The 13,120-nt window shown below is 70.3% G+C and carries 9 protein-coding genes; 4 read left to right on the top strand and 5 right to left on the bottom strand.

Annotation, left to right across the window (positions count from 1 at the left end; all coding sequences use genetic code 11):
- Positions 1 to 91: 91 nt before the first annotated feature.
- The 3 genes from AC6CH2_RS16915 to AC6CH2_RS16905 all read right to left on the bottom strand — a co-directional run bounded on the left by AC6CH2_RS16915 (position 92) and on the right by AC6CH2_RS16905 (position 6,289).
- A complete protein-coding gene (locus AC6CH2_RS16915) occupies positions 92 to 4,027 on the bottom strand; it encodes a YhdP family protein (protein WP_498270216.1) in 3,936 nt (1,311 codons plus the stop codon).
- 117 nt (positions 4,028 to 4,144) lie between these two features.
- On the bottom strand, positions 4,145 to 5,632 hold the full coding sequence (gene rng / locus AC6CH2_RS16910) for a ribonuclease G (protein ID WP_435396728.1): 1,488 nt from the start codon (positions 5,630 to 5,632) through the stop codon (positions 4,145 to 4,147).
- A gap of 87 nt (positions 5,633 to 5,719) precedes the next feature.
- On the bottom strand, positions 5,720 to 6,289 hold the full coding sequence (locus tag AC6CH2_RS16905) for a Maf family protein (protein ID WP_498270215.1): 570 nt from the start codon (positions 6,287 to 6,289) through the stop codon (positions 5,720 to 5,722).
- Positions 6,290 to 6,413: 124 nt separating this feature from the next.
- Between AC6CH2_RS16905 and AC6CH2_RS16900 the strand changes: the two genes are divergently transcribed.
- The 3 genes from AC6CH2_RS16900 (at position 6,414) to AC6CH2_RS16890 (ending at position 8,478) form a co-directional block, all read left to right on the top strand.
- Complete coding sequence (locus AC6CH2_RS16900) at positions 6,414 to 7,184, top strand: SIMPL domain-containing protein (RefSeq protein WP_498270214.1); 771 nt, start codon at positions 6,414 to 6,416, stop codon at positions 7,182 to 7,184.
- A gap of 2 nt (positions 7,185 to 7,186) precedes the next feature.
- Entirely contained in the window at positions 7,187 to 7,375 is a 189-nt protein-coding gene (locus tag AC6CH2_RS16895) for a hypothetical protein (RefSeq protein WP_435396731.1), read from the top strand.
- 434 nt (positions 7,376 to 7,809) lie between these two features.
- Positions 7,810 to 8,478 carry an energy transducer TonB gene (locus tag AC6CH2_RS16890; RefSeq protein WP_498270213.1) on the top strand — a complete coding sequence of 223 codons (669 nt, stop codon included), beginning with the start codon at positions 7,810 to 7,812 and terminating at the stop codon, positions 8,476 to 8,478.
- A 158-nt stretch (positions 8,479 to 8,636) separates the two neighbouring features.
- Here AC6CH2_RS16890 and rlmH read toward each other — a convergent pair whose 3' ends face one another.
- On the bottom strand, positions 8,637 to 9,107 hold the full coding sequence (gene rlmH, locus AC6CH2_RS16885; RefSeq protein WP_498270212.1) for a 23S rRNA (pseudouridine(1915)-N(3))-methyltransferase RlmH: 471 nt from the start codon (positions 9,105 to 9,107) through the stop codon (positions 8,637 to 8,639).
- Positions 9,108 to 9,233: 126 nt separating this feature from the next.
- Between rlmH and AC6CH2_RS16880 the strand changes: the two genes are divergently transcribed.
- Complete coding sequence (locus tag AC6CH2_RS16880) at positions 9,234 to 10,796, top strand: alkaline phosphatase PhoX (protein WP_498270211.1); 1,563 nt, start codon at positions 9,234 to 9,236, stop codon at positions 10,794 to 10,796.
- A gap of 138 nt (positions 10,797 to 10,934) precedes the next feature.
- On the opposite strand, the gene AC6CH2_RS16875 is transcribed toward AC6CH2_RS16880, so the two are convergent.
- Complete coding sequence (locus tag AC6CH2_RS16875) at positions 10,935 to 12,926, bottom strand: peptidyl-prolyl cis-trans isomerase (RefSeq protein ID WP_498270210.1); 1,992 nt, start codon at positions 12,924 to 12,926, stop codon at positions 10,935 to 10,937.
- Positions 12,927 to 13,120: the final 194 nt, after the last annotated feature.

Below are 13,120 nucleotides of genomic sequence, written 5' to 3'. Positions count from 1 at the left end.
CCGGCCGGCGCAATCAAGCCGCCGGGGCCGGTCCGCGTCCTCGGCCGCGCACGGCCGGAACCCTGGCCGGCCCGCCGCACCGCCGCGCCGTTCATCCCGGCGGCGGCGCTGGCGTCGCCAGGCGGGTCTGCTCGCGGGTCACCACCTCGACTTTGGGTTCCTTCCACGGCCCGGTGACCCGGTAGGTCTTCGAGGCCAGGCTGCCGAGCGGTTTCTGCAGCACCGCGTTCGCCGCCGCGCCGATCGCCGCGCCGACCGGGCCGGCCGCGAGCGCGCCGACCGCGGTCAGCAGGTTGGCCGCCTTGGGCCGTACTTCGATGGTCTGGTCGTAGCGCTGCGCGCGCAGATCGGCGGCGCCGCGGATCGCGATCGCCGCGGCCGGGCCGTCGATCACCAGGTTGTCGCTGCGCGCAGTGCCGTTGCCGAAGCGCACCGTGCCGTCGATGCGGTCGAAAGCGAAGCCTTTCGAGAACAGGTCGCGGAAATCCAGGGTCAGGCGACGCGGCAACTGGGCGACGCTGAGCAGGCCGAGCACGCGCCCGGCGCCGGGCTCGACCTCGATCAGACGGCCGTTGCGCGCTTCCAGGTTCAGGCTGCCTTCCAGCGAACCCAGCGCGAACGCGGCCGGGCTGCCCGGCCAACCCGCATCGAGCTTGGCCTTGGCCTTGCCGCCGCCGATCTGGCCGGCGAAACCGAAGCCGCCGAGCAGCGCGCCGATGTCGCCGCTGTCGAGGGCGACGCTCAGATGAGTGCGCGCCGCCGCGCCGCGGCCGGTCCAATCGCCGCTGATGTCGAGCGATTGCTTGTCGGCGCGCGTGCTCAGTTGTTCGATGCGCATCCCGGCCGGCGTCGGCCGGGTGCGGATCATCGCCTTGCCGAGCTCGGCATCGCCGACCCGCAGCTCGGTGATGTCGAGCGCGAGCGCGGGAATCTTCGCCGGGTCGATCGCGTTGACGCCGATGGATGCGGCGTTCGCGGCAGGGCTCGCCGTTGCACTGCCGGCGGTGATGTTTCCGCTCGCAGTCGCAGTCGCAGTCGCGGACGACGGGGGCGACGCGCTCGGCGCGCGCCAGTGCATGCGGGCGAAGCGGCCGGCGATGGTGCCGCCCTCGCCGCCCGGGATCAGCAGGGCGCCGTCGAGCGCCGCGCCCTCGGCGCGCACCGCGGTCGCGCCGCGCGGGGCCGGCGCGACGATCACACGCGTGTTCGGGAAGCTGCCGCCGAGCAACTGCAGCCGCTGCGCGGTAACGTCGATGCGCTGCAGCGGCAGGCCGTCGCCGCTGCCGCCGCCGCGCGCGATCGCGATCCAGTCGATCGCTTCCAGGGTCGCGGCGCGGCCGGTGGCGATCAGGCCGTTGGCCGGCGGCGCCTCGTCGACGCGATTCGCGCCGAGCACCACGCGCACGCCGGTCTTGCCGGCGACCGTGCGCGCGCGCAGGGCCAGGACGTTGCCCAGGCCGACCCTTACATCGCCGCTGCCGAGCGGCAACGGGGTTTCGATGGTCGCCGGCAGGCTCGCCGCGCCGGCCTTGTCGAGCGGCGGCGGCAGGCTCAGCGCGGTACCGACCAGGTTCGACTGCAGGCGCAACAAGGTCGGCGTAGGCGCGGACACGCCGGACGTCGGCGCCGCGCCGGCGGCACGCGCCGTCCTCGGAATCGAGATCCCGACCGTCCACAGCGAACGTCCGTCGAGATAAGCCTTCAACCAGGCCAACTCGTCCGGACCGCGCGCGATCAGCTCGTCGGCGCCGGACACCACATCGAGGCCGGCCTCGAACGCGTTGCCGCGGTCGCGCACGAATTCCTCGCCGGCGCGCAGCGACAGCTTGCCCGGCGCGCCTTCGTGCATCACCGCCAGATCCTCGGCACGGAAACCGCCGCGGCCGTATTCGGCATGGCCGCGCACTTGCTCGAAGGCGATCTTCCAGCGCGGATCGGCGAGCTTGGCGTTGTCCAGGTCGACGGTGCCGGCGATGCGGGTGACGCTGTTGGGCCGCAACGGCATCTGCATCTCGAAACCGACCCGCGCCGGACCGCTGGCGCGCAGATGGTCGAGCGTGTCGGCGTGATCCTTGCGCAGCGGGCTTTGCTTGAGCAGGGCCTGCAATTGCGCCGCATCCGCGGCCGCCTCGGCCTGCACGCGCAGGTGGCCGCCCTTGTAGTGATCGATGCCGGCGCCGATCCTGCGCACGCCGACGCCGGCGATGCGCCCGCTGCCTTCGACGCTGAAGCCGTCGGCGACGAAGCGCACGTCGGCGTCCAGGCCTTCGACCGCCGGCCACTCCGGCTGGAACTTCACCGCCGCGCCCTCGAGCTTCGCGCTGGCTTCGAACAAGCCGTTGTTGCGGTTGAACGGCCAATCGTCGAGGTCGCCGGAGATCACCGCGCGCGCACCGGTGAGACGGCCGCCGACCAGGGCGGTGTCGAGCCAGTCGACCAATTTCGCCGACATCCGGTGGCGGATCCAGAAGCCCTTGGCGACCGGCACCTGGGTCGGGTCGATGTCGGTGGCGATGTCGATCCACGGCCGGGTGCCGTCGCCCTGCCACCACAGGCCGCCGCGCGCGCTGAGGCCGAAATCCTCGCCGCGCACGCGCAAGGCGGTGGTGCCGACGCGCCAGCCCGCGCCTTCGCGCCAGCCGCCGACCCGGCCGTGCAGCTTGACCGTATGCGGCACGCCGAAACCGCGCGGCCAGTCGAAGCGCATCGGCGAGGCTTCGTCGAGCTCGAGGATGAAACCGTCGCCGTCGCCTTCGAAGCGGCCGGCCAGGCCCTGCAGTCCCGGCGCATCGCCGACCGCGTCGAAACCGAGCGCTTCGATCTTCGCGCTCGCGTGGATCGGGCCGTTGCGGCGGCCGTTGAGCGCGATGTCGCGCAGCGACGCGCGCGGCTTGGCGGTCTCGAACCAGTTGCGCAAACGCTCCGGCAAGGCATCGCTGAGCGCGGCGACCGCGATCAAGGGGCCGGCGTCGATGCGTTCGGCGCGCAGCGCGTACTGCTCGCCGCCGGCGACGGCGAGGCCGTCGAGGGTCTGTACTTTCTCGCCGCTGCCGATCCGCAACTTCGATGCATCGAAACGCCAGCCGGTGTCGGTCAGGCGCCAGCGCGACAGGGTTTCCACGTGTTCGAAATCGACTCGCGCATCGGCCGCGGCCGGCGCCGCAGGCTGCGCTCTCTCGGCGCGCAAACCGACGCGGTCGAGCGCGGCCGACACCGTCACCGAAGCGACGCGATGATCCCGCAGCTCGGCCCAGGCCTCGGCCCGGCCCTGGCCCGACTCGACCCGGATACCGGCGAGCTTGAGCAGCGGCGACCAGCCGGTCAGGTCGGCGCGGGTGGCGCCGGCATAGGCGCGGCCGTCGCCGCGCTCGCGATCGAAATCCACCACCGCGTCGAGCGGCGTCGACGGCGCCCCGGCTACGCCGACCGTCGGCCAGGCGCGCACGCCGGCGCGCACGCGCTTGCCGTCCACGCGCAAGCGCAGGTCGATCTTCGGCACCCGCGCATCGATGCCGAGCGACGGCGCGATCACCGCGAGTCGTCCGTCGATGACCTGCAGTTCGCCGAGGCCTTCGAGCGCCGACAGCGGGTCGCGCTGGCGCGCGTCCTCCTGGCCGGGCAGGCCGCGCACTTTCCAACGGCCGTCGTCGCTGCGCTCCAGGGTCAGATCGAGCCCCTTGAGGCGCAGCTCCGAGAACGACTGCCCCGGCAACAGTCCGGCGTACACCGAGACCAGCATTTCCGCATCGCCGATGGTGAAGGCCTGGCGGCCCTCGCCGATGCGCAACCCATCCAGGCGCAGCAAGGGCCCGCGCCGCGTCCACTGCGTCTCGACCTTGTCGAACGCGACCGGCCGCCCGGCGCGCTGGCTCAACCAGGCCGCGACGCGGTCAGGATGGCTTTCGGCCAGCGGCAACACCTGGCTCGCCGCCCCCAACAACACCGCCACCAGCACGAGCGCGATCGCGACGCCATAGAAGGCGCCACGACGGGCCAGGCGCAGGCGACGGCGCAGGGGGGTGGGCATCAGCGGGCCGCTCCGCGTCCCGCCGGGAGTCGGGACCCGGGACCCGGGATTCGTACAGCGGAGAGGTTCGGCTCGGATTGGCGAGTCGCGAACCCCGAACCCCGAGTCCCGGGCATTTCAGAGTAAAACCACATCGAACTGCTCCTGCGCGTACTGGTCCTCGGCCTGGAAGCGGATCGACTTGCCGAGAAATTCCTCCAGTTCGGCCACCGCGGCGGATTCTTCGTCGGTGATGCGCGCGACCACTTTCGGCGAGGCGATCACCAGCAGGCGCGCGGCATCGAACTGGCGCACCTGGCGGACGATCTCGCGGAAGATTTCGTAGGTCACCGTCTCCGGCGTCTTCAGGGTGCCGCGGCCGCCGCATTCGTGGCAGGCCTCGCTGAGCTGGCGCTCCAGGCTCTCGGTGGTGCGCTTGCGGGTCATCTCCACCAGGCCCAGCGGCGAGAATTCGTAGACCGTGGTCTTGGCGTGATCGCGGGTCAGCGCCTTTTCCAGCTGGCGCAGCACTTGGCGGCGATGCTCCAGGTCGGTCATGTCGATGAAGTCGATGATGATGATCCCGCCCAGGTTGCGCAGCCGCAGTTGCCGGGCGACCGACTGCGCCGCCTCGAGGTTGGTCCGGTAAACGGTTTCCTCGAGGTTGCGTTGACCCAGGAACGAGCCGGTGTTGACGTCGATCGTCGTCATCGCTTCGGTCTGGTCGATGACCAGGTAGCCGCCGGACTTCAGCGGCACTTCCTTCTCGAGCGCGCGCTGGATCTCGTCCTCGACCCCGTACAGGTCGAAGATCGGCCGCGCGCCGGTGTAGTGCTCGATCTTCTCGGCCAGCCCCGGCATGTACTGCGCGGCGAAGCTGCGCAGGCGCTCGCAGGTCTCGCGCGAATCGACCTTGACCTTCTCGACGTCGCGGCGGATCAGGTCGCGCACCGCGCGCAGCGGCAGGCTCAGGTCTTCGTAGACGCGTTCGCCGACCTTCGAGCTCTGCGACTTCTCGGCGATCAGCGCCCAGGCCCGGCTCAGGTAACCGATGTCCTCGGCCAGGGCTTCCTCGGGCTGGCTCTCGGCGTTGGTGCGGACGATGTAGCCGTGGTTGTCGCCGGCCGGGGCCAGGGTGGTGACCAGAGACTTCAGCCGCGCGCGCTCGCCCTCGTCCTCGATCCGCGCCGACACCCCGACCACGCGGGTGCGCGGCAACAGCACCAGGTAACGCGAGGGAATGCTGAGCTGGGTGGTCAGGCGCGCGCCCTTGCTGCCGATCGGGTCCTTGACCACCTGGACGACGATCTCCTGGCCTTCGCGCAGCAGCTCGGCGATCGGCCGGGTCGGGGTCGGCGGCAGCGGCGCTTCGTCGCCCTCGCCTTCGCCGACCGGGTTGTGCTTGACGATGTCGGCCGCGTGCAGGAACGCCGCGCGCTCCAGGCCGATCTCGACGAACGCCGCCTGCATGCCCGGCATCACCCGCTGGACTTTGCCCTTGTAGATGTTGCCGACCACGCCGCGGCGCCAGCCGCGCTCGATGTGCAGCTCCTGCAGCATGCCGTTCTCGACGACGGCGACGCGGGTTTCGCGCGGAGTGACGTTGACCAGGATTTCTTCAGTCATGAGGCGGGCAGGTCCCAAGTCGGGCGAACGTCGGATGGAAGGAACGCGGTACGGCAGCCGGACTGCGGTCGAACGAAGCGTTGCGGCCTAGCCGCCGACGCCGAACTCGCGCAGCAGCCGCGCCGTTTCGTGCAGCGGCAACCCCATCACCCCCGAATAACTGCCGGCCAGATGCCGCACGAAGACTTCGGCGCCGCCCTGGATGGCGTAGGCGCCGGCTTTGCCCTCGGGCTCGCCGCTGGCGACGTAGCGCGCGATCGTCGCCTCGTCGAGCTCGGCGAAGCTGACCTGCGAGACCGACAGCGCCTGCGCCTCGCGCGAGGGCGAGACCAACGACACCGCCGAAATCACCTGGTGGGTGCGCCCTGACAGCCTGCGCAGCATGGCCGCGGCGTCCTCGGCGTCGCGCGGCTTGCCGAACACCTCGTCGTCGAGCACCACCTCGGTGTCGGAGCCCAGCACCAGCGCGGTCGGGTTGCCGAGCACCTGCAGCAGGCCGGCGCCGGCTTTCTCGCGGGCGACGCGGCGGACGTAGTCCAGCGCCGGTTCGTCGGGTTGGCGGTGTTCGGGCACGTCGAGATCGAGTACGCCGAATTCCAGGCCGAGGCGGGTCAGCAATTCGCGTCGCCGCGGCGACTTGGAGGCAAGATAGAGCATGCCGAAAGCATAACCCGCGCTGACTGAGCGCCAGCCGACGACGAGCCTCGCAAACCCCGCAACGAATCACGGTTCGTTCACCAGTTCAGCAAGACCCTAGCCCTCGTCCTTCAAGGAGCACCACATGACCCGGTCGTCGCCACAGTCGTCCCCCCGCTTTTCGTTGCGCCCGCTGGCGCTCGCCGCTTTCCTCGCCTTCGGAGCCGCCACCGCCATGACCGCCCAAGCCCAGACCGCGCCCGCCTACGTCGCCAGCGACGGCACCCTGCTGTCGGTGTCGGCCCAGGCCGAGGCGCGCCGCACGCCGAACATCGCCACCCTGTCGACCGGCGTGGTCACCCAGGCCGCCGACGCCAACGCCGCGATGCGCGCCAACGCCGAGCAGATGAGCAAGGTCGTCGCCGCGATCAAGGCCGCCGGCATCGCCGACCGCGACGTCCAGACCGGCGGGGTCAACCTCAACCCGCAATACCGCTACGCCGAGAACCAGCCGCCGGCGATCACCGGCTACCAGGCCAGCAACAACGTCAACATCGTCGTGCGCGATCTGTCCAAGCTCGGCAAGATCCTCGACGCCCTGGTCGCCACCGGCGCCAACCAGATCAACGGCCCCAGCTTCGACATCGACGACAAGGAAAAGGACGTCGCCTACGACGAAGCCCGCCGCAGCGCAATCGAGAAGGCCCAGGCCCGCGCCGAGATGTACGCCAAGACCCTGGGCATGCAGGTCCGCCGGATCGTCAGCGTCAGCGAGAGCGGGCGCTTCGGGCCGCCGATGCCGATGCCGATGATGGCGATGGGCCGGATGGAGAAGGCCTCGGCCGATACGCCGATCGCGCCGGGCGAGAACGCCCTGTCGATGACCCTCGACGTCGTCTTCGAGCTGGGCAAGTAAGCATGGCCGGGCCGACCAAGACCACGCCGCCGGCGCCGGATCCCAAGCCGGGACGCAACCCCGGCTATTCGGAACCGCAGCCGCGCGACCCCGACGACGCCCGCCAGCCGCACCCGCGCAAGCCGCCGAACCCCGACGAGGGCGGGCTGGAACGCGACCCCGAGAACGGCGCCGATCCGGCGGATCGTTGAAGCCAGCCGATCGCTGAGCCGGCCTCACTGAACCCCGCCTACTGAGCTAACCCGGAAGGCCCGCGCGAGCGGGCCTTCTGTTTGCGCGCAGCAAACTCGGCCAAGGCCGGCCGGCAAGTGGCCAAACACATGCCCGTCGCAGCGGCGTTGCCATCCATTCAGCATTTCTCGCGCCCCGAGCGCCCTGCGGACCATCGGCGCGGACGCCGCGCCGAAGCGAAAACTCCGGCGATTTCTTCAGGCCGGCCCTCGCCTTCACGCCCGGCGGATCGCCGCCGGACGGGCCGCGGACCGACCAAAGTCGCAAACGAGAAGCGCTTGCATCTAAAAATCGGCCGGCGCATTTTTGTGACGCGGCACCACTGTTGTGGCTCGACCCCGCCGGCGGTATCCGAACGTTGTCAGTGATGTCAGACAAGCCAAGGAGGTAGCTCATGGTTCGCGCGATTCCCTCTCACTCCCACACGCCATTGGACGGCACCCGCATCGCCGCCAACGCCGGCGCCATCGCCTTCAACGCGGCGATGCTGATGTTGATGCTGGTCCCGCTGAGCGCGCCGCGTTTGCTGGTGGCGCCGGACGAACCGATCATCCCGATTGAATTTAGCAAGAAGGAAGTCTTGGTCGAACCACCGCCGCCGCCGAGATTGGTCGAGGTCGTCCGGAGGCCGCAGCAGCAGCAACCCATCGTCCAGCCGCAAGTCCAGCCGGTCGAAGCCCCGCCGGTCGTGGTCGACAACCCCGACCCGCAACCGATGGACTTCGCCGGCGCCGAAACCGTCGCCCGGACCACGCCGCAGATCGACCTCGGGCCGCAGACCCTGACCGGCGCGGTCCTGCAGAGCCTGAAGAACCCGCCGCCGAGCTATCCGCCGCAGGCGGTGCGCGAAGGCCTGACCGGGGTCGTGGAGTTGGAGATCCTGGTCGGCGTCGACGGCAAGCCGCTCGAGGTCAGCATCGTACGCAGCAGCGGCCATCGCCTGCTCGACCAGGCCGCGCGCAAGGTCGTGCTGAGCCGCTGGACCTTCCAGCCGGCGATGAGCAACGGCCAGCCGGTGCAGGCGCGCGGCCGGGTGCCGATCGAGTTCAAGCTGGATCAATAGTTCTCACAGACGCGTCGAACCGAAGCCCGGGCCGCAAGCCCGGGCTTTTTCCTGGGACGAGCGCCGTCGAAAACGATTCGTGTCGTGGCCGCGCGCGCCGGGCTGCGGATGCATCGAAGCCACAGACCCATGCTCGATCCGCTCCTCAGGCGCGTTGATCAGGCGCGGTGATAAGGATGGTTCGCCAGCAGCGCGGCGGCCCGGTACAACTGCTCGGCGGCGACCAGCCGCACCAGCATGTGCGGCAACGTCAGCGGCCCCAGCGACCATTGTTCGTCGGCGCGCGCGAGCACTTCGGGCGCATGCCCTTCCGGGCCGCCGATCAGGAACGCCAGGTCGCGGCCCTGGCCCCGCCAATGCTCCAGGCGTTGCGCGAGCTGTTCCGAGGTCCACGGGCGGCCGCGCCCTTCCAGCGCGACCACGCAGGCGTTCTTCGGCAAAGCGGCGAGCACCCGCGCGCCTTCGTCCTGGGTCGCGCGCATGGCGTCGCGGCCCTTGCCGCGCAGACCGGGTTCGATCTCGACCAACTCCAGCGGCAACCAATGCGAGAGACGCTTCTGGTATTCGCCGAAGCCTTCCGCGACCCAGCGCGGCGCTCGCTCGCCCACGGCGATCAGTCTGCTTTTCATGCGCGCATGGTAGCCAAGCGCGCGCGGCCCCGCCGGCGCCGACGCGGCGCTGTCATATTCCGGTTACCGCACCGGCCTAGCGTGCAGGGTTCCCCCGCCCCACCCCAGCCCCGCAGGAGTTTCACGATGGATGCTTTCGATCCCTCCCGCCGCCAGGTCATCAAGAGCAGCGCCGCCGCCATGGCGATCGGCGCGATGGGCAGCCTGAGCGCGTTGTACACGCGCCAGGCCGCCGCTGCGACCGATCCGACCCGGCTTTCCCCCATCCCGAGCCGCTACGGCGCGCTGGCGCCGGTCGCCGACCTCAGCACCGGCCTGCCCTTGCTGCAGTTGCCGCGCGGCTTCAGCTATCGCTCGTTCGCCTGGAGCGGCGACCGCATGGACGATGGCCAGGTCTGCCCGGACCGCCACGACGGCATGGCCGTGGTCGCGGCGCGCCGCGGCGCCCAGCATCCGCACGGGCGCGGCCACGGCCGCAGCGAACTGATCCTGATCCGCAACCACGAACGAGGCGCCGGCTCCAGCCCGATCCGCGCGCCCGGCATGTACGACACCGGCACCGTCAGCGGCGGCCAGCCCGGCGGCGGCACCACCACTCTGCGCTATCGCCCCGGCGAAGGCCGCCACGGCGACGAATGGCGCGGCGTCGAGCCGAGCCTCGGCGGCACCCTGGTCAATTGCGCCGGCGGCCCGACCCCGTGGGGCACCTGGCTGAGCTGCGAGGAGATCAAGAGCAATGCGGTGTCCAGCACCGGTCACAAGCACGGTTACGTGTTCGAGGTCGACCCGCGCAGCGAACGCACCAGCGGCCGCCCGATCGTCGAGATGGGCCGCTTCAGCCACGAAGCGGTGGCGATCGATCCGCGCACCGGCATCGTTTATTTGACCGAAGACGACCGCAACAAGTCGGGCTTCTATCGTTTCATCCCGAACCGCCGCGCCGGCTGCCACGGCTCGCTCGAACACGGTGGCCGCCTGCAGGCCGCGCGGGTGCGCGGCAAGCCCAACGCCGACCTCACCGCGGTGAGCATCGGCGCCGAATACCAGCTCGAATGGGTCGACATTCCCGATCCGGACCTGGACTCGATCGCCGCGCCGAGCGGCTTCCCCGACATCGGCGCCGGCGACACCCTCAGCGGCCCGTTCGCCCAGGCCTGGAGCGAAGGCGGCCTGCGCATGAGCCGCGGCGAAGGCATCTGGTACAGCTACGGCAAGCTGTTCATCGTCGACACCAGCAACGGCACCGACGCCCAGGGCCGCAAGGGCCGCGGCAACGGCGCGGTGTGGGTGCTGGACCTGTTCACCCAGCGCATGCGCGCGCTGTTCGTCAGCAGCCACCAGCTCGCCGCCCACAATCCCGACAACATCACCGTCAACGCGCGCGGCGGCGTGGTGCTGTGCGAAGACCCGGACGCGGCGCCGGCCGGCAGCCCCGACGAATACGGCCCGGGCACGCGCCTGGTCGGCCTGACCCGCGGCGGCGAATCGTTCTATCTGTGCAAGAACAACGCCGAGCTGACCTCGACCCAGATCGCCAATGCCGGCAAGCACGTCGCCGAAGGCGATTACCGCGACAGCGAATTCTGCGGCGCCTGCTGGGACCCGGCCGCGCGCACCTTGTTCGTCAATCTGCAGTCGCCGGGCATCACCTTCGCGATCACCGGCCCCTGGGAACGCGGCCCCTTGTGATCGCCGGCTGAGCCGCGCGCATCGCGACGCCGCGCATCGGCGCCGCGATGCCGGCGGTCGCGATCGGCCTTTTACGATTCGACCAGGCAAAAAAAGGCCCGGCAATGCCGGGCCTTCTCGTCTGCGCGCCGGTAACGATCAGCGCAGGTTTTCTTCGATCACCTTGATCTGCACGCGCTTGCGCAGCGCCTTGGTCAGTTCGCGGCTTTCTTCGTAACCGCCCATCTGCGAGATCTGGGTGCGCAGCATGTCGAGCTGGGCCGCCGGGATGTCCGACTTGCTGCCCGGCTTGACCTTGTTGACCGCGAACAGGACTACGCGGCCGTCCTCGAGCGCGGCCTTGCCGGCGGCGACCTTGCCTTCGGCCGGAGCCTTGAGGGCGAAGATGGCCTCGCTGACTTCCGGGGTCGGCAGCGGCATGCCGCGGGCGACGTCCGGGATCGTTTCCGGCGCGGTCAGCTGCTTGGAGGCGGCGACCGCGGCGATGGCTTCGCCGCCGTTGATGCGCGCGACCAAAGCGTCGGCTTCCTTCTGCGCGGCCTTGATGCCGCGGTCGGCGCGCACCGCGGCGATCACCTTGTCGCGGACCTGGGCCAGCGGCAGCGCGCGTTCCGGCGTGTGCGAGACGACCCGGATCAGCACGCTGTGCTCCTGGCCGATGTCGATCGGGTCGCTGACCGTGTTGTCCTGCAGGCGCGCATCGGAGAACGCGGCGCGGATCACCGCCGGGTTGGCGCCGATGCCGCTGTTGGCGGCGGCGTCGCGGGTGACCGGCCCGATCTTCTGTACCGGCAGGTTCATCGCCTTGGCCGGGCCGTCGAGCGAGGTCGGGTTCTTGTACACCAGGTCGACCAGCTTGGCCGAGAAATCGTTGAAGTTGCGCTCGCGGCTGGCTTCGGTCTCCTCGCGCAGCAGCGCGTCGCGGACCAGCGCGAACGGCTGCTGGTCGCCGCTCTTGACCTCGCGCACCACGATCACGTGCCAGCCGCTGTCGTCCTTCACCGGCGCACTGACTTCGCCGACCTTGAGCTTGAACGCGGCGTCTTCGAACGCACCCGGGATATCGCCCTTGCTGACCCAGCCCAGTTCGCCGCCGGCGGCCTTGGAGCCGAGGTCGTCGCTGTTGGCGCGGGCGAGCGCGGCGAAATCGGCGCCGGCGGCCTTGGCTTGGGCCGCGAGTTGCGCGGCCTTCTGCTCGGCGGCCTTCTGCGCCGCGGCATCGGCGTCGGCGGCGACGTTGACTTGGATGTGCGAGATCAGGCGCTGTTCCTGGGCGATGAAGCGGTTCTTCTCGGCTTCGTAGCGGTCCTGCAGCGCCTTCTCGGTCGGCGGCGGCGGCGGCGGCAGGGTCGCGCCGTCGATCTCGACGTATTCGAGGTTGACGCTTTCGGGCGCGCGGAAATCCTTGGGATGGCTGTCGTACCACTTCTGGATGTCGGCGGCGCTGACCTCGCCGGTGTCCGGGGTCGGGGCCGGCAGCATCACCAGGCTGACGTCGCGGCGTTCGCCCATCAGCTTGATCAGGCGGTCGGTTTCGGCGTGGGTGAGGAAGTTGCTCTGGCCGATGCCGCCGGTCAGCAACGATTCCATCAGGCGGTCGCGCACGAACTGTTCGAACTCGGTCGGGGTCTGCGCCGGCTGGCGCATCTGCAGGCCGAGCACGTAGCGCTCCTGGTTGAACTTGCCGGTGCTGTCCTGAAATTCCGGAACCGCCTGGATGGTCTTGATGACCAGCGCATCGCTGACCGCCAGGCCGTCGACTTCGGCTGCGAGCTTGCGCACGCGCTCGTCGATCAGGGTTTCCAGCACCGCGCGCTTGCTCTCGGGCTTCTCGAACTCGCGCGCATCGAAGGCTTCGCCTTCGGCGGCGCGGCGGCGGTCGCGTTCCTGCTGGAAGCGCGCATTGAATTCCTGCGCGTCGATCGTCTCGTGCTTCCACAGCATCGAGGCCGGCCACCACGACGGCGCCGTACGCCACCACGACGGGGCCATGTCGATCCGCGCGACCGAGCTGTCGACGCGCTGCACGAGGTATTGCTCGATGCCGACGAAGGCGAAGGGAATGATCAGCAAGCCGAGGATCACGGTGGCGATCCAGCCCGAGGTCTTGTCGCGAAGTGTCTGCAGCATGTCCGAGTCGCGTTCAGTCGTAAGCCGGACAGTTTAGCGCGGTTCCGGGCCCCAGGCGGATGGGGCGACGGCGGTCGCACTCCGGCGGGCCCCGGCGGGCCGGGTCGAGGCCCACAGGGCGTTGGAGCGCAGGGCGCGGCGCGAGACTGCCCGCCCCGGGCGGGCCGCTCGCGGGCGGCCCTCGGCGGCGCCGG

The sequence above is a fragment of the Lysobacter sp. GQ73 genome (assembly GCF_059758755.1).
This window is presented reverse-complemented; position numbering and strand designations above follow the sequence as displayed.